At 50.9% G+C, this 21,299-nt stretch carries 16 protein-coding genes; 5 read left to right on the plus strand and 11 right to left on the minus strand.

Annotated features, from left to right (window positions below):
- Positions 1 to 69 precede the first annotated feature (69 nt).
- Positions 70 to 3,129, plus strand: a complete 3,060-nt coding sequence (locus ACSV5M_RS05930; protein WP_439174696.1) for a TonB-dependent receptor — start codon at positions 70 to 72, stop codon at positions 3,127 to 3,129.
- A 144-nt stretch (positions 3,130 to 3,273) separates the two neighbouring features.
- On the plus strand, positions 3,274 to 4,785 hold the full coding sequence (locus ACSV5M_RS05935) for a tryptophan halogenase family protein (protein ID WP_439174697.1): 1,512 nt from the start codon (positions 3,274 to 3,276) through the stop codon (positions 4,783 to 4,785).
- Here the strand turns inward: ACSV5M_RS05935 and ACSV5M_RS05940 are convergent.
- Positions 4,775 to 6,292: a tryptophan halogenase family protein gene (locus tag ACSV5M_RS05940; protein WP_439174698.1), complete on the minus strand. Its 1,518-nt coding sequence runs from the start codon at positions 6,290 to 6,292 to the stop codon at positions 4,775 to 4,777. The genes ACSV5M_RS05935 and ACSV5M_RS05940 overlap by 11 nt on opposite strands.
- Before the next feature lie 162 nt (positions 6,293 to 6,454).
- Here ACSV5M_RS05940 and argE point away from each other — a divergent pair, with 162 nt between their 5' ends.
- From argE to ilvD, 3 genes are all read left to right on the plus strand, one after another.
- Entirely contained in the window at positions 6,455 to 7,606 is a 1,152-nt protein-coding gene (gene argE / locus ACSV5M_RS05945) for an acetylornithine deacetylase (RefSeq protein WP_439174699.1), read from the plus strand.
- Positions 7,607 to 7,687: 81 nt separating this feature from the next.
- Entirely contained in the window at positions 7,688 to 9,004 is a 1,317-nt protein-coding gene (gene argA, locus ACSV5M_RS05950; RefSeq protein WP_439174701.1) for an amino-acid N-acetyltransferase, read from the plus strand.
- 135 nt (positions 9,005 to 9,139) lie between these two features.
- Entirely contained in the window at positions 9,140 to 10,987 is a 1,848-nt protein-coding gene (gene ilvD / locus ACSV5M_RS05955; protein WP_439174702.1) for a dihydroxy-acid dehydratase, read from the plus strand.
- Between the two features lie 108 nt (positions 10,988 to 11,095).
- Here the strand turns inward: ilvD and ACSV5M_RS05960 are convergent, their stop codons facing one another.
- The 10 genes from ACSV5M_RS05960 to ptsP all read right to left on the minus strand — a co-directional run bounded on the left by ACSV5M_RS05960 (position 11,096) and on the right by ptsP (position 21,166).
- A complete protein-coding gene (locus tag ACSV5M_RS05960; protein WP_439174703.1) occupies positions 11,096 to 12,487 on the minus strand; it encodes a tetratricopeptide repeat protein in 1,392 nt (463 codons plus the stop codon).
- 17 nt (positions 12,488 to 12,504) lie between these two features.
- Positions 12,505 to 13,125 carry an energy transducer TonB gene (locus ACSV5M_RS05965; protein WP_439174704.1) on the minus strand — a complete coding sequence of 207 codons (621 nt, stop codon included), beginning with the start codon at positions 13,123 to 13,125 and terminating at the stop codon, positions 12,505 to 12,507.
- A gap of 6 nt (positions 13,126 to 13,131) precedes the next feature.
- Entirely contained in the window at positions 13,132 to 13,536 is a 405-nt protein-coding gene (locus tag ACSV5M_RS05970; RefSeq protein WP_439174705.1) for an ExbD/TolR family protein, read from the minus strand.
- 37 nt (positions 13,537 to 13,573) lie between these two features.
- A complete protein-coding gene (locus ACSV5M_RS05975) occupies positions 13,574 to 14,101 on the minus strand; it encodes a MotA/TolQ/ExbB proton channel family protein (RefSeq protein ID WP_439174706.1) in 528 nt (175 codons plus the stop codon).
- 10 nt (positions 14,102 to 14,111) lie between these two features.
- The gene (locus tag ACSV5M_RS05980) at positions 14,112 to 15,485 is read right to left on the minus strand and encodes a MotA/TolQ/ExbB proton channel family protein (protein WP_439174707.1); all 1,374 of its coding nucleotides are present in this window, start codon (positions 15,483 to 15,485) and stop codon (positions 14,112 to 14,114) included.
- Positions 15,482 to 16,264, minus strand: coding sequence for a DUF3450 domain-containing protein (locus ACSV5M_RS05985; RefSeq protein ID WP_439174708.1), 783 nt, complete (start codon positions 16,262 to 16,264; stop codon positions 15,482 to 15,484). The genes ACSV5M_RS05980 and ACSV5M_RS05985 overlap by 4 nt, the downstream gene beginning before the upstream one ends.
- A gap of 294 nt (positions 16,265 to 16,558) precedes the next feature.
- Positions 16,559 to 17,068 (minus strand): dihydrofolate reductase, encoded by a 510-nt coding sequence (locus tag ACSV5M_RS05990; protein WP_439174709.1) that lies wholly within the window; start codon positions 17,066 to 17,068, stop codon positions 16,559 to 16,561.
- A 34-nt stretch (positions 17,069 to 17,102) separates the two neighbouring features.
- Positions 17,103 to 17,942: a thymidylate synthase gene (locus ACSV5M_RS05995; RefSeq protein WP_439174710.1), complete on the minus strand. Its 840-nt coding sequence runs from the start codon at positions 17,940 to 17,942 to the stop codon at positions 17,103 to 17,105.
- A 24-nt stretch (positions 17,943 to 17,966) separates the two neighbouring features.
- Positions 17,967 to 18,785 carry a prolipoprotein diacylglyceryl transferase gene (lgt, locus tag ACSV5M_RS06000; protein WP_439174800.1) on the minus strand — a complete coding sequence of 273 codons (819 nt, stop codon included), beginning with the start codon at positions 18,783 to 18,785 and terminating at the stop codon, positions 17,967 to 17,969.
- 119 nt (positions 18,786 to 18,904) lie between these two features.
- Positions 18,905 to 21,166 (minus strand): phosphoenolpyruvate--protein phosphotransferase, encoded by a 2,262-nt coding sequence (ptsP, locus tag ACSV5M_RS06005; RefSeq protein WP_439174711.1) that lies wholly within the window; start codon positions 21,164 to 21,166, stop codon positions 18,905 to 18,907.
- Positions 21,167 to 21,299: the final 133 nt, after the last annotated feature.

Genomic DNA, 21,299 nt, shown 5'->3' on the forward strand with positions numbered 1-21,299 from the left:
CAGGTCATACACACGACCGCGCACCCGAATCGACGTTAAAAACAATCAATATAAATTGAGGAGACACCTATGGAAGCTCATAGAAAGGCGTTCCGGAAGACATTACTCGCATCCAGTATTTCTTCCTGTTTGTTGGCATCGGTCTGCGTGCAAGCGCAGGAAAATCTGGTGGAAGAAGTGGTGGTAACGGGGGTTTATGCGTCGCAGCAAAACGCCGTAAACACCAAGCGAAATGCCCCTTCTGTCGTCGATGCAATTTCAGCTGAAGACATTGGTAAATTGCCTGACGTAACCATCGCAGACTCACTGCAGCGGATTCCTGGTATTCAAGTAGAACGCACCGCGGGTGAAGGTGGCCCAGTGCAGATCCGCGGTTTAAGCAATGTTGCAACCTCGCTGAATGGCGAAACATTCTTGAGTGCGACGACGATTGACAGCTCTGGAGCTGATTTCGGAGATCTTCCGTCCCAATTGTTCTCTGGGGCGGATGTTTATAAATCTCCCCTGGCTTCTTTAACAACCCTGGGTATTGCCGGCAGCATTGACCTCAAGACACGTCGGCCTTTCGATCTTGATGAAGGCTGGACCTTCGCGGCCTCTGCTGAGGGAGACTATGGTTCCATCAGCAAGGAAGTGGACCCGACAATTAGCGGCTTGATCGGCTGGCAAAATGACACCGTTGGATTTCTGATAAGCGCTGTCACCACGGAAAAAAATCTGGCTACCGATTACAACGGCTACTTTGATACATCTGAAAACGGCGGCATCGGTGCAACAAACAATAACCACACCTGGAGCACGCCAGCTATTGATGCTGATATCTATCATGTCGTGCCTCAAGGTTTTGCAGCCTTCCACAAGGAAGAAGAGCGCAATCGTGACGGCCTCAATTTATCCTTTCAGGCTCAATTAACCGATAGCGTCGAGTTGGTTGCCGATTACTTTTATAGTAAGCAGGAACGTTACAACCGCCGGGCCGGCTTTTCTCACAATAATCGCTGGCAAACATTCGCTGACTACGCCTACGCAGAAGGTTTCGGTAGCGCCAGTTTCGTCGACGAAAGCGGCAATAACTGGAGAACCGTTAATTCCTTCAGTGCCAGGCCTTACCGCTTGCAGTCCTTCTCTCAAGTTAATTTCAATGAAGAGGAATCCAGCAACGGCAGCATTGAGCTGAATTTTGACAATGACGGTCCTTTAAGCGGGCAAGTGCGAGTCACTCGTGCCGATGCTACCGCTAGCATGCGCCATGGCTATGTTGAAGGCGATATGCTGAGCATTGACCAAGGCACCCTGGTAACAGGCCCGGGCGGACTGATGCCAGCAGACTCAATTTATTGTGGTCCCGATCAAGAGGTCATCGGTGAACTGGGTGGCTGTGCCGCTGATTTCTCACCTGGCGGTATTGAAGACGATGAGTTCCGTATCACCTACGATGCATCCGGGAAACATCCGGTCTTCGGCGGCTTCGATCAGGTCGTTAATGGCGGCCAGGGGATGATGACCGTGGCCGACTATATGGCCAGCAAAGACTCATATCACATCGGAGCCATGTCATCAGAAAACAATACCGATGACGATGGAACAATGAATACCTTCAGTACAAAGTGGAAATATGAATTTGATGAAGCGCCATTCATTACTGCTGTTGATTTCGGCCTTCGCCAAAGTGAACGCACGGTAGATCACAACGTTTTCTCATATTTTGCAAATTTCCCTGAGACAGGCTGTTCGGCACAATGGAAAGCAGTGGACCAATTTGCCGGTACTGCAGAATGCGATCCGGATTTGATTCAAGGCGAGTACGAAGTTGATGAAAACGGGGATAGAGTTCTGTATGACGTCAAAGATGAAGACGGTAATGTGACCGGTCAACGTGAGAACTTTTTGGGTTACACATTGTTGCCGCCAACTCGAATTGATGAGTGGAATAATGTGGTATGGATTGATGACTTTGGTCCTGTCAAAGGCATTCCCGGTGTATGGGCTGTGGACCCACGAGAGCTCGATAACACCCTCGCATATCAGGAAAAGGTTTTTGGCGCACAAACCAAATTTAACCAACCCGGCCAAAGTTATGGAGTGGGATTGGATGAATTTAGTTATTTCACCCAAATTCATTTTGAAGCTGGAAATCTGACAGGTAATTTAGGCATTAAAATTGTTGAAACGGACTTGACGATTATTCAAAACGTTACGGGCGATGCGGTACCTCATTCAGGCGTAAATTATGACGCCGGAGACGAAGTAACTCAGCGCAGCTATACAGACGTGCTACCAAGTCTAAACCTTGCTTACGATATTACAGATGATTTAAAAGTGCGGTTTGGTTATGGAAAAACCATGCAACCTTTGAACCTTCTCGATTGGGGTGGCGCCAAATCGGTAGGTCGGGTCTTTAATGAGGATTGTAATTGCATGCGCGTTAGCAGCGGTTCACTATCAGGCAACCCCGATCTTGATCCAACACGCGCTGACAATATCGATCTGTCAGCTGAGTGGTACGTCGGGAACGCATCTGCGCTGAGTGCAGCGATTTTCCATATCGATATTGAAAGTTTCGTACAGACTGGCACGATTTATCTGGACGAACCGGACACCGATGGCATCAATCGCGGGCCTTGGCCGTTCACAGCGCCAGTACAGGGTACTGGTGGTAAGGTGGAGGGTGTAGAGCTTGCAGCTAAAGTAGCTTTTAGTGACTTTGCTGATGGCTTTATTTCGAATTTCGGTTTCGATGTCAACTACACGTTCTCTGACAGCTCTCAAGACGCTGCAGGATTAGGTGGCAAAGAATTGCCTTTCGTCAATAACTCTGAAGACACCTACAACGTGGTTGGCTGGTTCGAAAATGAATTCCTCTCCGCAAGATTGGCTTACAATTTCCGATCACCACGCTTGATCACTGCCGGTAGCCCAGCAACAGGAATGCAAAGCCTTTATCAAGATGATTATGGTCAACTGGATATGAACGTCACCTGGACTGTTACCGATAATGTAGACCTTTATATAAATGGTTCCAACATTACCGAAGAGTTCCAGCAAACCTACCTGGAGTTTAAAGATCAAAAAGCTTTCCAAAACATCTATGAAGCACGCTGGGCACTGGGAGCTCGCGTAAACTTCTAACACCTTGTAAAAAAGAGTGCTTTTCAATTACAGCTCGCTTTGATACAACAGGAACCGCCGCAGTATGTCGCGAGGCATCTGCGGCGGTTTTTGCTTTCCTGATAACAAAAAATCGCCTTGCATAATCTGGATAAAGGTTCTCACGTGCAAAAAAAACCTGTAAACCACATCATTATTGTCGGCGGCGGTACGGCCGGTTGGATGACAGCGGCAAGCTTGAGCAAACACTTTCGCAAGACTTCGATCAACATCACGCTGGTGGAATCGTCAGAGATAGGTACGGTGGGTGTGGGCGAGGCGACTATACCTACTTTGCGACGTTTTTATGGTGAACTGGGCATGCAGGATCTCGATGTCATGCGGGCTACCCGTGCCACCTGCAAACTCGGCATCCAGTTCCGCGATTGGTTGCGCCCCGGCAGTCAGTTTATCCATCCCTTTGGCTTATATGGACAGCGGGCCAACGGCATTGAATTTCATCACTACTGGATGAAATTACGTGAACAAAACAAGGATGCCGGTGATTTATCGGAATATTCCCTGGGCGTACAGCTGGCGGCGCATCACAGATTTATCGAACCCTCACCTAACCCGCCATCCGAGCTATCCGTATTCGATTGGGCGCTACATTTTGATGCGGCTTTGTTTGCCGGGTTAATGCGTGATTATGCCGAGCAGCATGGCGTAAAACGAATTGACGCGCGAATCGATGCGGTGCATCAACACCCGACTGATCATTCCCTGGCTTCTTTACAACTGGATAATGGCGAAGACATTCGCGGTGATCTATTTATCGACTGCTCGGGTTTCCGGGCGTTATTAATTGAACAAACCTTAAAAACCGGTTACGAGGATTGGAGCGAATGGTTGTTGTGCGACAGCGCCATAGCGGTACAAAGTGAACTCGCCGGGGATCCACCACCTTACACCATCAGCCAAGCGCATCCGGCCGGATGGCAATGGCGTATTCCGCTACAACATCGCCAAGGCAATGGCCATGTTTATTGCAGTCGTTATATGAGTGAAGACGAAGCCGTTGCTATCTTGAAGAAAAATATTGATGGCCCTTTATTGCACGAACCGCGTCGCTTTACATTTACCGCCGGCAGACGCAAGCAGGCCTGGAATAAAAACTGTATTGCCGTCGGCCTGGCAAGTGGTTTCCTTGAGCCATTGGAGTCTACCAGTATTGCGCTGGTGGAAACGGCCATTGAAAAAATTCGCCACAGTTTTCCCCGCCCTTATTACACCCAGGCAGACGTCGATAAATTCAACGACCTGACTGCACAGGAATACGAAAGGGTACGGGATTTTATTATTCTGCATTACAAAGCCAATCAGCGCGTTGGGAAGCCTTTGTGGGATCAATGCCGCAACACCAGCGTTCCTCTGCCCCTGCAAAAGAAAATCGATGCCTTTATCAAACAAGGCGATTTGCTTCGCTATCCGATAGAGATTTTTGGGTTGCCCAGCTGGCTTGCCATTTATCACGGCTTTGAAATACTGCCAAAGACTTATGATGCGCGTGTCAATGCATTGGACGAAGATTATCTGGTACAAAGTCTCACGGAAATGCGCAACGCCATCCGACGCGCCGTGGACGCGGTGCCAACGCATCAAAACTTTATTGCAACTCATTGCGCGGTCACTCCATAAGTTGTTCTGCTGCGCAATGCCGGGCAATAAAATGATCGTGAGTCATCGCTTGATCAGCGGCAACCTTAATCATTTGACGCATCCTGGCTAACTGGCTTTTCAGATCCGCAAGACTGATATTATCCGCACGCTCATCGTAGCGTCTGGCGTAACGATGGAATCCCATATACATGGTGACCCAGCTTTCCTTCTCAAAGGCTTCAGGCTCGTACATCACGACATGGCCGCGACTTTCATAAACCTGCATCTTGTGCGCAAGGGAATCCGGTATTGGCATGGCCTGGCAAAAGCGCCAGAATTCCGTATCACTGCGATCAGTAGCTTTGTAGTGCAATATGAGAAAGTCCCGTATACGTTCAAACTCGTGATGATGTAAACGATTGACCTCTGTTATATCGTGCGGATTAAAGCTTGTATCAGGAAAAAATTGCAGTAGCTTGCTGATGCCGGTCTGGATCAGGGAAATGCTCGTCGACTCCAGCGGTTCCAGAAAACCTGAAGCGAGCCCCAAGGCAAAACAATTTTTATTCCAGATTTTTTTTCGTCGACCCGTGACAAAATCAAATTGGCGCGGCTGCTTTATCGGAGCACTATCGAGATGAGTAAGTAATGTCTGCCGGGCCTGCTCATCAGTGATGAAACGGCTTGAATAGACATAACCATTGCCTGTGCGATGTTGTAGCGGAATACGCCATTGCCATCCGGCTTCGTGAGCTGTGGTGCGAGTATATGGCGTGGGTTCACCAATCAATTCACTTTGTATCGCAACAGCACGGTCACAGGGCAACCAGCAGCGCCAGTCGTCGTAGCCAGTATCTAACGCTTCCTCAATTAATAAACCGCGAAAGCCCGAACAATCAATAAAAAGTTGTCCTGCGATCTCCGCTCCGTCTTCCATCATCACCGATTCAATGAAGCCATCCTGTGAACGCAGCTTGACCGACGCAACCTTACCTTCCATGCGCACAACGCCGCGCGCAACCGCATAGTCACGCAGGTACGCTGCATAAAGCGCCGCATCAAAATGATAAGCGTAACCATAATCTGCCAGGGGCGTCGGTGGTTTTTCATGGGGCTGGGCAAAATGTCCGCGACGGGCCAACTGAATAGGAAAACTGTAATCAGCGATATCAACGGCTTCACCTGCGGCGCGAAGACGCGCAAGATAATGATGAAACTCAACGCCGTTTAATGGCAAACCATAGTCTGCAAATGGATGAAAAAAAGTGGAGCCGTTCTGATACCAGTTACGAAACTCAATGCCCAATTTGAAAGTAGCGTTGGTCTTCTTGATAAAATCAATTTCATCAATGCCTAGTGAAAGGTTAAAGGCGCGAATGCCCGGGATAGTCGCTTCACCAACGCCAACTGTGCCGATTTGCTCCGATTCAATCAGGATAATGTTGCCGGGTTTGCCCTCAAAAAAACGGGCCAGACTTGCTGCCGCCATCCAACCGGCTGTGCCGCCTCCGACAATAACAATGCGATTAACCCGGGTATCGTTCAAGGATCATCTCCAGCAAGTTTGACAGGTAAATTGAAGGATATCGTTAATGCCAGAGAGCGTCCACCGGCTGAATTTACCAGCCTATGCAGATATTGCCTTGCCATGTTTTTAGTTATCTGGAGTATGATGGGTTTTTCGTTCACCACACGATATTGAAGCGTTATGACGTTTAATGCCAAACACTACCAACAGCAATTGCAGCAGCTGGTTGCCATTCCATCGGTCAGTTGTGCCGTGCCTGAATGGGACATGCCGAACCTCCCGGTCATTGAATTATTGGCTAATTGGCTGGATGAGATGGGCCTGCGAACCAAAATCCTGCCGCTGCCGCAAAAGGGCAAAGCAAATTTAATCGCCACACTGGGTGAGGGTGACGGCGGGCTGGTATTGGCAGGACACAGTGATACCGTGCCCTATGATACGCATCGCTGGCAGACTGATCCGTTTAAACTGACGGAGAAAGACGGCAAGCTTTTTGGTTTGGGCGCCACCGATATGAAGGGCTTTTTTCCGGTAGTAATCGAAGCATTAAAACCTTACTTGAATATGCCATTGAAGCAGCCAGTGATTATCCTCGCGACGGCCGATGAGGAAAGCAGCATGAGCGGCGCCCGTGCCCTGGCAGCGAGCGGCACTCCCAAAGGACGCTATGCCGTGATTGGTGAGCCTACTGAGTTGGTGCCGGTGCGCATGCATAAAGGCATTATGATGGAGGCAATTCGGGTACAGGGCAGCAGTGGTCACTCGTCCAATCCCGCCCTGGGTAATAGCGCGCTTGATAGCATGAATAAGGTCATGAGCGAATTAATCTCATTGCGCGCTGAATTACAAACCCGCTACCGCAACCCCGGTTTTGCTGTTGCCGTCCCCACGCTGAATTTGGGGTGCATACACGGTGGCGATGGTGCGAATCGCATTTGCGGTGAATGTGAACTGCATTTTGATCTGCGCCTGTTACCTGGTATGGATAACGATGAGGTGCGCCGTATTATTCAGCAGCGTTTAAATCCTATTGCCCAGGCCACCGGCACCGACATTATTTTGTCTTCCTTATTTGAAGGCGTCGATGCCTTCGCCGAAGATGAGCATTCTGCCTTAGTGCAAACCTGCGAGGCGCTTACCGGTAAACGCAGCGAGAGCGTTGCTTTTGCTACCGAGGCACCCTTTATGCAACAGCTCGGTATGCAAACCGTGGTGCTTGGACCCGGCTCCATCAATCAGGCTCATCAACCCGATGAGTTTATTGACACACGACAGATTGAACCGGCTATCGCCATCATTCGCGGCTTGATACAAAAATTTTGCCTCGATTAAATCTGATACACAGCACTGGCTTCTGTTTACCAGCATTTATCGCTAAGCTTGCATTATTTCGATTTTAGAAGAGAAGAGATCGTGCCGACCAACACTCAGGACTACGTTAAATGGTTTCGCCATTCCTCGCCTTATATCAATAAGCACCGGGGAAAAACCTTTGTGTTGATGCTGCCCGGCGAGGCACTCAAGCATGACAATTTCAGCAACATCATTCATGACATTGCGCTGCTTAACAGCCTTGGTGTTCGCCTGGTGGTGGTGCACGGTGCACGTCCACAAATTGATGCACGTTTGCAACTGGCCGGCACACTAAGTCAGTTTCATCACAATTTACGCATTACTGACAGCGCGAGCCTGAATTGCGTCATCCAGGCGATTGGCGAAGCGCGGATCACCATGGAGGCCATGTTATCCACTGGCCTTCCCAATTCCCCCATGCACGGTGCGCACATGCAGGTGTTAAGCGGAAATTTCGCCGTCGCCATGCCCCATGGCGTTATCGATGGCGTGGACCTGCAGCACACCGGCAAGGTGCGCAAGGTCAATACGAAACCTTTGCAAACCGCACTCGATTCCGGCGCTATCGCATTGCTTTCACCGCTGGGTTATTCGCCCACCGGTGAAGTATTTAATCTGTCTTTCAGTGATGTAGCAACGCATGTCGCCACCGCCATCAAGGCCGATAAACTTATAGCGTTTATCGATGGAGACGGCGTCATCAACAATGCCGGTGAGCTAGTGCGGCAGTTGTCTTTGCAGGAATGCAAGGAGTTTCTCGAAACGGAAGGCCAAACGATTCATCCCGATCTGCGTCAGGCGCTAAGCGCTTGTTACCTGACCTGCCTGCAAGGGGTCGCACGTGCCCAATTGGTCAGCTATGCCACCGATGGTGCTCTATTAACTGAGCTGTTCACTCGGGATGGCTTGGGGACCATGGTTTATTCCGGCCAGTACGAACAACTTCGCACGGCTACTATTGATGACGTTGGCGGTATCATCGAATTAATTACCCCTCTGGAAAATGACGGTATCCTGGTGCGTCGTTCCCGCGAAGTGCTGGAAACCGAAATCAATAAATTCAGTGTCATGGAAAAGGATGGCACCATCATCGCCTGCGCAGCGCTTTATCCCTATGGTGATATGGCCGAACTCGCTTGTGTGGCGACGCATCCCGATTATCGCAAAGGGGGGCGCGCGGCAAGTTTAATGGAACATATGGAGAAGCAGGCGCGCAAACAACATATCAGGCAGCTCTTCCTGCTCACCACCCAAACAGCCCATTGGTTTATCGAGCAGGGCTTCGCCCAAGGTGACCTCAGTGATTTACCGATGGCCCGCCAGAGTTTGTATAACTACCAGCGCAACTCAAAGATCTTCGTTAAAAACCTGGCTTAGCCAACCCGTATCCGTGTTCAAGAGGCCGGCCGCTGTCCGCGACGGCCATCACGCCTGACGGGCCACCCTCGGGCTTTTCTGCTATGATTGACCCCTTTTTTACTACTCCGAAAACTGCTTCTACCGAGGTTGGCTATGCCTGTTTATCGCTCCAAAACCACCACCGCCGGTCGCAATATGGCTGGCGCCCGCGCACTATGGCGCGCCACCGGCATGAAAGACGGGGATTTTGATAAGCCCATCATCGCCATCGCCAACTCGTTTACCCAATTTGTACCAGGTCACGTTCACCTCAAAGACTTGGGTCAACTGGTTGCGCGGGAAGTGGAAAAGGCAGGCGGTGTTGCCAAAGAATTCAATACCATCGCTGTGGATGACGGTATAGCAATGGGTCACGATGGGATGCTGTATAGCTTGCCGTCGCGCGACATTATTGCTGACTCTGTGGAATACATGGTGAACGCCCACTGTGCCGATGCCTTGGTCTGTATCTCCAACTGCGACAAGATCACTCCCGGCATGCTCATGGCCGCCATGCGTTTGAATATACCGGTCGTCTTTGTATCAGGTGGTCCGATGGAGGCCGGTAAAACCAAGCTGGCAGATCATAAGCTGGACCTTGTCGATGCCATCATTATCGGTACCGATGACACCGCCTCCGATGAAAAAGTGGACGCTTACGAACGTTCGGCCTGCCCCACCTGCGGCTCCTGTTCCGGCATGTTCACGGCCAATTCCATGAACTGCCTTACCGAAGCCCTGGGGCTCTCTCTGCCTGGCAATGGTTCCGTGCTGGCCACTCACGCTGACCGCGAACAGCTTTTTCTGGAAGCCGGGCGCCGTATTGTTGAGATCACCAAACGTTATTACGAGCAGGACGATGAGAGCGTTCTGCCCCGTTCGATTGCCAGTTTTGAGGCGTTTGAGAATGCCATGGCTCTCGATATCGCCATGGGCGGTTCGACCAACACGATCCTGCACTTATTGGCGGCAGCCCAGGAAGGTGAAGTACCGTTCACCATGGCCGACATTGACCGGCTCTCACGCAAGATTCCCCAGCTCTGCAAAGTTGCACCTAACACACCCAAGTACCACATAGAGGATGTTCATCGGGCGGGGGGCGTGTTTGGCATCCTGGCAGAACTCAACCGCGCCGGTTTACTGCATAACCATGTGCCCACGGTTCACAGCAAAACCATGCAGGAAGCACTGGATCAATGGGACATCATGTCCACTGAATCCGCTGAGGTGAAAAATTTCTACAAAGCCGGCCCTGCAGGCATTCCCACACAAGTTGCGTTTAGCCAATCCACGCGCTGGCCGACACTTGATATTGATCGCCAGGAAGGATGTATCCGTTCTATTCAGAACGCTTATTCAAATGAAGGTGGGCTGGCAGTATTGCGCGGCAATATCGCTGTCGATGGTTGTGTGGTGAAGACATCTGGCGTAGATGAAAGCTGCTGGGTTTTTGAGGGGCCCGCACACGTCATCGAAAGCCAGGACCAGGCAGTAGAACATATCCTTAACGGTAAAGTTAAAGCCGGCGAAGTGGTGGTTATCCGCTACGAAGGCCCACGCGGTGGCCCGGGCATGCAGGAAATGCTGTATCCCACCAGTTATCTCAAATCCAAAGGTTTAGGTAAATCCTGCGCCCTGTTAACTGACGGGCGTTTTTCCGGGGGCACATCGGGGCTGTCTATCGGCCACGTATCGCCCGAGGCGGCGGGAGGAGGCAACATCGCCCTGATCCGGAACGGTGACATTATTCGTATCGACATCCCCAATCGCAGCATTGACGTTGCGCTGAGTGATGAGGAATTAAATCAACGCCGCCAGGAGATGGAAGCAAAAGGCGCCAAAGCATGGAAGCCTGTAGAGAGTCGTCCGCGTAAAGTCAGTGCTTCACTCAAAGCCTATGCCATGCTCGCCACAAGCGCTGACAAAGGTGCAGTAAGGGATCTAACCATATTGGATAATTAGTGCTTAGCGCCCATCGCAGAATGCCAGTGAAGCGATGGGGGTTTTCAAATTTTTGGCAATAAAAAAGCCAGCTGATGCTGGCTTTTTTATTGGATCGGTTTAACGCTATTAACTTTGCTTCAATGACGCAACGCGCGCTTTTTCTCTCTCAGCAAAGGTGATGTATTGCTTGGCCAGATTAGCACTGCGCTCATCCTTTGCAGCTTCTTTGAAGGACTTAATGGCCGCATCGAATTTACCCAGACTCAATTCAGCATTACCAATAGCAAGCAATGCCTGATCTCTGCGTTTCAACTGGCCTTTCTTCAACGCCGCATTACCGGCTTCGATAGCATCTTCAAAACGATCATTGAGACTGTAAAGCGTGGCTAGCGTATGAAGCAGGTTACCATCGTCTGATTTTCTTGCTGCCTTTTCCATTTCAACCAGAGACTTATCGTACTCCGCTGCCGCACGCCATGAGTTAGCGAGCAACTCAAGGTTTTTAGCGGTGGGCTCAATGGATTTATCCTTGTTGATACCTTTATCAAGCACTTTAGCAGCTTTATAAGGCACTTCAGCTTCAAGGAAATAAGACGCAAGAATAACAAGATCCTTTTCACCGGTGACGCCGCCCATCAGGTAAGCGGTTTCAAGAGCAGCCAATTTTTGCTTATCGCGCTCGAGAATACCGTAAACCTGCGCCAACTGACGCCAATAAGACGCTTTAGGGTAGTGACGGACCAATTTCTCCAGCACGACTACGCCGTTTTTATAGTCTTCTTTCTCAAAATATAAACCGCGCTGTAAGCCGTACCATGATTCCTGGGGAACCTTACCTGCTGCTTCCTGTGCGCGCACAGCTTCATTAATGTTTAACAGGGCGTTATTACTATCTTCCAACTGATAGTACAGCGTACCAAACAGATAATGCTGCTCGGGTTTGATCTCGCTGACATAATCAGTCCACTTCAGCATCATATCCAACGACTTACGATAATTTTCTTCATTACCGTAAAGCTGGGCGACCGTGAGTGTGGTTGAAGCTTCCAGACTGACCGGAATATTAGGCACCTGACGCAAGACCAGCTCAAATTGTTCGCGCGCTCTTTTGAAATCTTCCATGCCGTAATAGGCGTAGGCAAAGAATTGGTAGAGCTGTGCCTGCTCATAGGGATTAAGCTTATCTTTGTTTCTGGCCAACCCGTTCAACACTTCCAATGCTTTACGCGGATTTGGTGCAGGGGGCTTGCTGCCATCTTCCGGCTCTGGCGGCTGCAGCAGATTGCCCGCTTCCGTCAAACCTTTCGCAAAGTCCTGGCTTACACCAGGCAAACGACGCGGCTCAAATTGCTTGTTCTTGGCTTTTACTTGCGCTTCAACAACATCAAACTTAATCAATGTCTGGTTCGGAGCAACCGAGGTTGCAACGAGCGTTACAACACCCGGCGTTATCGCCAACACACTTGCCAGCAACGTCTTATTAAGAGCTGTTGAAACGATCGATTTAAACGATTTCATATTCACACCTCTCTTGCTTACTTCGCCAACTCGTACACGAATCTGTTACGGACACCCGGGACTTCGATCGGCACTCCATCAACAACCTTCGGACGATATTTGAATCTTTCCGCAGCGCGAATTGATGCACGATTGAATACCGAGGTCGGCTTACCATCTTTCGTGGTGCAATCAATAGCAACCACATCTCTGGTAGACCCGTTAACTGTTACAGTAAATTCCACCGTACAGAAACCTTCAATACCACGCGAAGCTGCATTACTGGGATACTCAGGAGCAACCTTTACGATAGGCAGGTATTCACCGTCACCACTAAAACCGCCAATATTCATGGCGATGTTAGACTCGAAGGTCGGAGCCTCCATATTGAGACCATCAAGATTAGCATCTGGTGCATCAAATTCCGGCTCCGGGATATTAGGCGGAGGGGTCTGAGGCTCTTCCGGCTTCTCCGGCTTCGCTTCTTCGTAGCGTGTCTCAATCTCGGTTTTTGGCATTTGAATATCAGCAATCTTGGTCTCTTTCTCTTCTGGAGCTTCACCAAGATCTTTGTTGATCAACGAATGCATCAAAAACAGAAGCAGGAAGGTGGCAACCACCCCCAAGCCTCCAGCTATACCTACTCTTGCAATGTTCATAGCGGCCTATTTCTTTTCAGTTGAGACAGCGACATCATTCACGCCTGCTTCACGTGCAGCGTTGGTGATATCAACTAACAGCTCGATACTGGCTTCACTATCAGACTGGATTACCACAGTTCCTTTGGGATTTTCAGCCAATAGGCGTTCAATAGCCTGACGAACACCGCGCGGATCAACACGGTTTTTATCAATCCAGATTTCATTATTATTGCTGACAGCAATCAGAATACTGGCACGCTTTTTCTCATCCGCTGTGGTCGCTTCAGGACGATTCACTTCGATACCAGCTTCTTTAATGAAAGTTGCCGTAACAATGAAGAAAATCAACATAATGAAGACCACGTCAAGCATGGGCGTCAGGTCGATCGCCTGAGCTTCTTCTTCGGGTTTTGCACTATTTCTGGCCATGAGAAATCTCTTCGGTTAATTCTTTAGCACATGAACCTTAGTGATCCATCGTCAGGTGATCGGCAAACAGTTGATTTTCACGCTCTGCAATACGGGTCAAATAGGTATTGATAAATAAACCGGACAGTGCCGCCACCATCCCCGCCATTGTGGGGATAGTTGCTCTCGATACACCACCAGCCATTTGTTTGGCATCACCGCCACCTGTGGTAGCCAACACGCCAAACACTTCAATCATACCGGTTACCGTACCGAGCAGACCCATCAGAGGACAAACCGCAATCAAGGTTGCAATCATATCCATGTTCTGTTGGATCCTGTCGGACATGCGCGAAATCATAGCCTCACGAATCTGGTGCGCATTCCAGGAGTTACGCTCTTTGCGCGCCTCCCAGGCATCCAGAGATCGTTGTACGTCACCTTTCAGACTCCCCTTGAAATACCAGACGCGTTCAAAAGCCAGCGTCCACATAACAAAGGTAAGGGCGGCAATCCAATACATCAAAGGGCCGCCCTGATCCATAAAGGCTCCAATGGCTGCAAATGCGTCCATTAATGCCTGCATGAGTTATCTCCTACTTGCGTTCAGCGTTTTCGGCGATGATACCTGCAGTCTGCTCTTCCAGGACATGAACGATGCGCTTGGCGCGACCGTTAACCAGGGTATGCATCAGAACTACAGGAATTGCAACAACCAGACCGAGTACCGTGGTGACCAACGCAGCGGAAATACCGCTAGCCATGTTTTTAGGGTCGCCAGCACCGAAGATGGTGATCGACTGGAAGGTCTCGATCATACCGGTTACGGTACCAAGCAGACCCAGTAACGGTGCAACGGCGGCGATAATTTTCAATATGGCCAAGCCGCTCTCAATAGCAGGACGCTCTTTCAGAACCGCTTCTTCGAGCTTCAGCTCCAGAGTTTCATTGTCCGCTTTTGGATTGTCTTCAGCTACTTTGAGCACGCGACCCAAGGGGTTGTTAGTGTTTGGCTTGGAAGATTTAAGTTGCGCGTTAACCTTGGCACTCAGACCAAAGAGAACCAGAATACGCCACAAACCAAGCAATACACCAAAGACACCCACACCAGTAATCACGTAACCAACAAGACCACCGTGATGCCACTGCTCTCTGAGAGACTCTTTATTAATGAGAGCCGCCAGCAATGAACCACCCGTTGGGCCGGTTGGGTCAATACCCACGCCAGTCAACCCGGAGTTAGCAGCTTGCAGCTTGGAAGCGCCGGCAGAGTAACCATCCGGTTGACGTGGCAACTCTTCAATTTTACTGCCATCGAAGCTGAGGTACTGACCATTAGACACCAGGTTCCATGCGCCGATACGTACGATTTCCTGCTCAGCTCTGTCTCCGTTAGGCTTAATGACGACACCGTTGAATTTGCTAACACGACCACCTTCAACCATCTCACGCTGAACTTCGTACCACAGGCGTTCAATTTCAGCGATAGTAGGCAGCTTGGTATTGCTGTTCATTTTATCGATCAGGTCTTCAAGGAAGTCACCGCGATTCGGGTACTGGGCGCTTACCAGAGAACTTTCGGTAGCCACACGCAGGTCACCGGCGGTTGATGTCAAGTGGCCAAACAATTCGCGCATTGAACCCAGACGCTCATTAAATTGGGTTCTCTTGGCGGTTACTTGCAACTCTTGATCAGAGTGAACCTTCTCCAAACGCTCGGAACGGGTTTCTTCTGCCTGGCGAGTCGCTTTAGCCTGTGCCAACAAATTCGCCTGGTTGGCCTTGTTACGTGTGAACTCGGCTTCACGTTGACGATGCTCAGCCGTTTCAGCGATCTGGGATTTTTTCACCATGTCTAACAGCTGATCCAGCGTTGCGGCCTTTTCAGACTGCTGCGCCAAAGCAAAACTGCTGCTCAGCAAACCTGCGGCTACGAGAGCCATGCAGCTTTTTACAAACTTCATCTTCATTGTGCTGCCTCCGGAGCTTGAACAGGTACGGTTAAGATGTCTGGAGAGGCCTGTTTACGCGCAATACGCAAACCTTTGAGAATGAGAGAGCGGTATGAATCATCCAATTCAACCCAGGCGTTTTGCCCCGCATCCCATGCACCAGACAACTCGGTGTCAGTGGTTTGATACATCAGCGAGACACGGCCGACCTGCAGAATATTCACTTCACGATCCTGACCACCCACATTGAGGGTAGCCTTGTACTCATTCAGGAATCGACCGTAATCGGATTCGATCTTGTAAGCTTCGAGCACCTGGCGGAATTTTTCGGAAACAGAGATATCAGCACGATCCTGGTTGTCGCGCAGCACCTGGATACGGTTTTGACGCTCCTCCAGCAGGAAGGGTTTATCCAGAGCAATAAATTGCTCCAATGCGTCCAGCATACGCATGATCAGCGGTTGAATCTGACGCTCAACAACTGTCACCTGCTCAATAGAAGCATCGAGATCTTTGATCACTTGCAATTGGGCGGCAACTTGCTTTTCCAACTGGGCGTTATATACGCGGAGACCTTCGATTTCTTTGTTGACTGCTTTGAATTCTTGGGTAAGGTCATCAGTTTCCTGAGCCAGTCGATCAATTCGTTTTTGTGATTCTTGTGCCAAGGTCGTCTTGGTTTGACCTACCTGGAGAACTGCATCCAGGGTTTGATCTGCCTGAGCAACGCTACCCATTAGCGCGCCGGCAGAAAGCACGGTGGATAAAACCACGGCTTTCAATCGCTGTTTTTTCATATTCCCCCCAACTCGGGTGCTTCATCAAGTGAGTTTGCGACAGTAACGGAAGTGCCACAGACGCGTTATCCACGTAGCCTCGGAAGCGAGGCAATTAAGAACGCCGCATTGTAATAAGAGCTTTCGCTCACATTCAATGTTTTATCCAAAAGGCTTTCTACGTGTGTACTTAAGTATCACCGCGGTAACAGTGACATATTTCAAAACCAACAATAAGTAACATTTGGTTGAAAAATGCGCTATTTGGCACATTTTTCAGTCTATTTATAAGAACCAAAGGTTATTAGCGCTTAATTATTGACCAATTCGTTCGAACACCAAAAACTTATGGGGCTCCGAGGATTGGGCGTCACCCTCTATGGCAGATACTTTTAACCATTCCTGTGGAGATAATTCCGGGAAATAAGCATCCCCGGAAATATTTTTTTCAATTAACGTCAAATAGATCTTATGGGCATGGTTTATGCTGGCGCGATAAATTTCAGCTCCGCCAATCACCATCGCCTCATCAACCGCCCCGTTGGCATTGGCGACTGCCTGCTCCGCCAGACTGATGGCCTGAGCCAGGTCGCTAGCCACCTGCACACCTTCAGCGGTCCAATCCTGCTGGCGCGTTACCACGATATTGGTGCGCCCCGGTAACGGCCTGCCGATGGAGTCATAAGTCTTGCGCCCCATGATGATGGGCTTCCCCATGGTTACCGCCTTGAAATATCTCAGGTCCTCCGGCAAGTGCCACGGCAGACGATTTTCGCGGCCAATAACATGGTTGGCCGCCGTAGCGACAATCAGGGCTAATTTCACCAGGGTTGTACTCCAGTTGTCTGCGCTCGATTAGTTATATGGCAATCGGCGCAACAATTCGCGGATGGGGTTCGTAACCGGCAAATTCAAAGTCTTCCAGTTGATAATCAAAAATACTGCCTGGATGGCGCTTGATGATCAGGTTGGGCAATTTTTTTGGCGCACGGTTCAATTGTTCGTAAACAATTTCATCAGTGATGTGATTGTTATATAAATGGCAATCACCAAAGGTATGCACGAAATCACCCACCTCCAGGTTGCATTGCTGCGCAACCATATGCGTCAACAGCGCGTAGCTGGCGATATTGAAAGGCACGCCCAGGAACAGATCTGCGCTGCGCTGGTAAAGCTGGCATGACAACCTACCTTCAGCCACATAAAACTGGAACAGGGTATGACAAGCAGCCAACGCCATTCGCCCCTGCTCAACATTTTGCTGGGGACTTAAAGATTCATCAGGCAAATCAGCCGGATTCCAGGCACTCACAATCAATCGACGCGAGGTGGGACGGGTTTTGATTTGTTCAATAACCTGGGATATTTGATCGATAGTGCTGCCATCCGGACAAGCCCAGCTACGCCATTGCTTGCCATATACAGGGCCAAGCTCTCCATCTGCTGTCGCCCATTCGTTCCAGATGCTGCAGCCTCGCTCCTGCAACCAGCCCACATCCGTGCGCCCCTGCAAAAACCAGAGCAATTCGACAATGACACTTTTCAGGTGAACCGTCTTGGTCGTCACCAGGGGAAACCCTTGGGCAAGATCGAATCGAAGCTGCCGGCCAAAGACAGAGCGGGTTCCGGTACCGGTGCGGTCACCGCGCTGGATACCGTTTTCCACGACATCACGCATCAGATCCAGGTATTGTTTCATTTATATGACTCTCTCAACATCCGCTCATGAGTTTTTGCTGGCGGTTACAGCGTCCGGCGTTTTGGTTGGCCAATAGGCATACACCATCAAGCCTACGCCCAGCACAAACAGTGGGATAGACAGCAGCTGCCCGCGGGTCATCCAGCCCAACAAATCAAAGCCGATATGACTGTCGGGCTCGCGCACGAACTCTACCAGGAAGCGGAAAGTGGCATAACCCACCAGAAAGAGACCACAGACGGCACCACGCGGACGCGGCTTGCGCGAGAACCAGAACAGGATAATAAAGAGCACCAAACCTTCCAGCGCCGCCTGATATAGCTGGGAAGGATGACGCGGCAAGCCCGAGGGATCGCGAGGAAAAATCATACCCCAACGGCTATCCGTGACCCGCCCCCATAGTTCCTGGCCAATAAAATTTCCGAGCCGGCCAAAGCCAAGTCCCAATGGAACGGCAGGCGCAATAAAGTCCATCAATGCGATGTAGGGTTTATGGATGCGATGAGCATAAATCAGCATGGCCAGGATGACGCCGATAAGGCCGCCATGAAACGACATTCCGCCTTCCCAGACACGGAACAGCCACAACGGATCATTCATCCAGGTTTCAAATTGATAGAGCACCACATAACCGACCCGACCACCAATGATGACGCCGAAGGCACCATAGGTAATCAAATTTTCAACCTGGGTTTTGGTGATGAGGGCGTGGGGCGCTTTGGTTCTATGCATGGCGATCAGCCAGGCGCTGGCAAAAGCCAGCAGGTACATGACGCCATACCAGTGTATTTTGAGGGGACCAATAGCCAGTGCGACAGGATCGATCTCGGGATAGGTCAACATAGCGGATAAATAGCCTGTGGAGTCGGAAACGCGGGCAATCATAACACCATTAATCGTTCAATCACCCACGCGGCGGCAGTTAAATCATGCAAAGTTTCCAGTGGCGGCGACAAGCCGGATCAGTCCTGTGCAGAAGGCCGGATCAACCGTGTGACACCTGCCTCTTTCAAAGCCTGATCCAGGCGCTGGCGGATTTGCTCGGCATTTACCATCGTCATCACCTCGGCCAGCAAGGCTTTGGCCTGCTTCAGGCTGATACTGCGAATGACCGACTTCACTTTGGGCAGGTTGGTGGCGTTCATCGACAGCACATCGTAACCCATCGCCATCAGCAGGATAGCCGCACCGGGATCACCCGCCAATTCACCACAAATCCCCACGCTGACACGCTCAGCGTGCCCTTCCGTAACGATATGCTGCAGAGCGCGCAACACCGCCGGGTGAAAGGCCTGGTAAAGGTCAGCCACACGCGCATTATTGCGATCCACGGCAAGTAGATATTGGGTCAGGTCGTTGCTGCCAACTGACAGGAAATCGACCCGCACAGATAATTCGCGCACCTGATACACCGCTGCCGGCACTTCAATCATGACCCCGATATGCGGCATCTTGACCTTGAACCCTTCTTCCAGCAGCTCGTTGAAGACACGGTGGATTAACAATTTGGAGGACTCCAGCTCTGCTACGCTGGTGATCATCGGCAGCAGAATACGCAGGTTATCCAAACCTTCACTGGCCTTGATCATCGCGCGCAACTGCGCCAGAAAAATCTCGGGATGGTCCAGCGTTACGCGAATGCCGCGCCAACCGAGGAAGGGGTTGTCTTCTTCGATAGGAAAGTAAGGCAAGGCCTTGTCGCCGCCGATATCCAGCGTGCGCATGGTGACGGTGTGCGGAGCAAAGGCTTCCAATTGCTCGCGGTAAATTGCCCGCTGCTCTTCCTCACTGGGAAAACGATCACGCAGCAGAAAAGGTACTTCAGTCCGATAGAGCCCCACACCTTCCGCGCCCCGCTCAAGGGAACGCACCACATCGGTCATCAGGCCCGTATTGACCCACAACGGCAAGCGATAGTGATCGAGCGTCTCGCACGGTAGGTCCTTGAGCGCCTCCAACCCCTTAACCAGTTCCTGCTCTTCGAGGAAGATCGCCTTGTAATGCTTGCGCAATTGGGGGCCAGGATCGCTGTAAACCGTCCCTTTGTATCCATCTACAATCACCGAGCGCTGGTCCATCTGGGTGTAGGGTAAATCCACAGCACCCATGACCGTGGGAATATCCATCGCGCGCGCCAGAATTGCCACGTGGGAGTTGCTGGAACCAAGTACCGACACCAGGCCGGCCAGTTTTTCCTTGGGGATTTCACCCAACATGGAAGCAGTCAGCTCCTCGCCGATCAAAATCGTTTTGTCGGGATAAACCCGGCATTTCTGGTTGGACTCCTGCAGGTATGCCAGCACTCGCCGTCCCAGGTCGCGCAGGTCCGTGGCTCGCTCGCGCAGGTAGGGATCATTCATACTGTTGAAGGTGTTTTCGTGCTCGAGGATAACCTCACTCCACGCGTAGGACGCATTGGTCCCGCGCCGAATGCGCTCCGCCACCTCACTGCCCAGGGAAGCATCGTCGAGCATGGCCAGGTAGGCATCAAACAGCGCTTGCTCTTCACGGTTGATCCGGGTGCGCAATTGTTCGCCCAAGGCTTTAATATCCTCGCGAACAGCCATCAGACATTGCTGGAAAAACGCCAGCTCAGCATCCACATCGGTACATGCTTTGTAGGGAACCGAGCGCAAATCTGCGGGCGGGGTGATAACCACGGCTTCACCGATGGCAATACCTGGCGCACCGGAGACACCGATAAATTTTGCCTGGGTGGCTTTATCACCCGCGATATCCATCGCGCCCGTGGCTTCGGCATGGGCAATAACGCCGGCAAGCTGGGCGGACATGGTGACAAGGAAGGCTTCATCACCTTCATCAAAACGGCGCTGCTCTACCTGTTGAACGACCAATACACCCAGCACCTTGCGGTGGTGAATAATCGGCACCCCCAAAAAGGAACTGAAGCGCTCCTCACCGGTTTCCGGAAAGTATTGGTAGCTTGGGTGAGTTTCAGCGTGCTCCAGATTGACCGGTTCTTCGCGCATCACTACACGGCCGACCAGACCCTCGCCAGGACGCAAGCGCACCTTACCCACCGCATCGGCATTGAGGCCATCGGTGGCCATCAATACGTAATCACCTTTGGGGTTGCTGAGGTATACAGAGCAGACCTGGGTCCCCATGGCCTGCTTGACGCGCGTGACGATAATCGCCAGCGCTGTCTTCATGTCGCGGGCGGCATTGACTTCCTGAACAATACTGCGAAGTGAATTTAACATCGAGGTGAACTGCCTGGTTGTTGTCTGTCGGCGATCTGCGCATGCTTGCTGGTGCGGCAGGCAGATCACACTGATTCGAAGCCTCCCAGGGATATCAGGTTGCGCATGTCCCGGGAAGCTTACTGGCTCTTAG

This window comes from Cellvibrio sp. ARAG 10.3 (assembly GCF_051846955.1).
Classification (GTDB): Bacteria; Pseudomonadota; Gammaproteobacteria; order Pseudomonadales; family Cellvibrionaceae; genus Cellvibrio.

What these genes read in the sequence shown, in the direction of transcription:
- ACSV5M_RS05930 (WP_439174696.1), top strand. Translation starts at nt 70, where the DNA reads ATGGAAGCTCATAGAAAGGCGTTCCGGAAGACATTACTCGCATCCAGT.
- argE (WP_439174699.1), top strand. Translation starts at nt 6,455, where the DNA reads ATGACGTTTAATGCCAAACACTACCAACAGCAATTGCAGCAGCTGGTT.
- ilvD (WP_439174702.1), top strand. Translation starts at nt 9,140, where the DNA reads ATGCCTGTTTATCGCTCCAAAACCACCACCGCCGGTCGCAATATGGCT.
- ACSV5M_RS05960 (WP_439174703.1), bottom strand. Translation starts at nt 12,487, where the DNA reads ATGAAATCGTTTAAATCGATCGTTTCAACAGCTCTTAATAAGACGTTG.
- ACSV5M_RS05965 (WP_439174704.1), bottom strand. Translation starts at nt 13,125, where the DNA reads ATGAACATTGCAAGAGTAGGTATAGCTGGAGGCTTGGGGGTGGTTGCC.
- ACSV5M_RS05970 (WP_439174705.1), bottom strand. Translation starts at nt 13,536, where the DNA reads ATGGCCAGAAATAGTGCAAAACCCGAAGAAGAAGCTCAGGCGATCGAC.
- ACSV5M_RS05975 (WP_439174706.1), bottom strand. Translation starts at nt 14,101, where the DNA reads ATGCAGGCATTAATGGACGCATTTGCAGCCATTGGAGCCTTTATGGAT.
- ACSV5M_RS05980 (WP_439174707.1), bottom strand. Translation starts at nt 15,485, where the DNA reads ATGAAGATGAAGTTTGTAAAAAGCTGCATGGCTCTCGTAGCCGCAGGT.
- ACSV5M_RS05985 (WP_439174708.1), bottom strand. Translation starts at nt 16,264, where the DNA reads ATGAAAAAACAGCGATTGAAAGCCGTGGTTTTATCCACCGTGCTTTCT.
- ACSV5M_RS05995 (WP_439174710.1), bottom strand. Translation starts at nt 17,942, where the DNA reads ATGAAACAATACCTGGATCTGATGCGTGATGTCGTGGAAAACGGTATC.
- lgt (WP_439174800.1), bottom strand. Translation starts at nt 18,785, where the DNA reads ATGTTGACCTATCCCGAGATCGATCCTGTCGCACTGGCTATTGGTCCC.
- ptsP (WP_439174711.1), bottom strand. Translation starts at nt 21,166, where the DNA reads ATGTTAAATTCACTTCGCAGTATTGTTCAGGAAGTCAATGCCGCCCGC.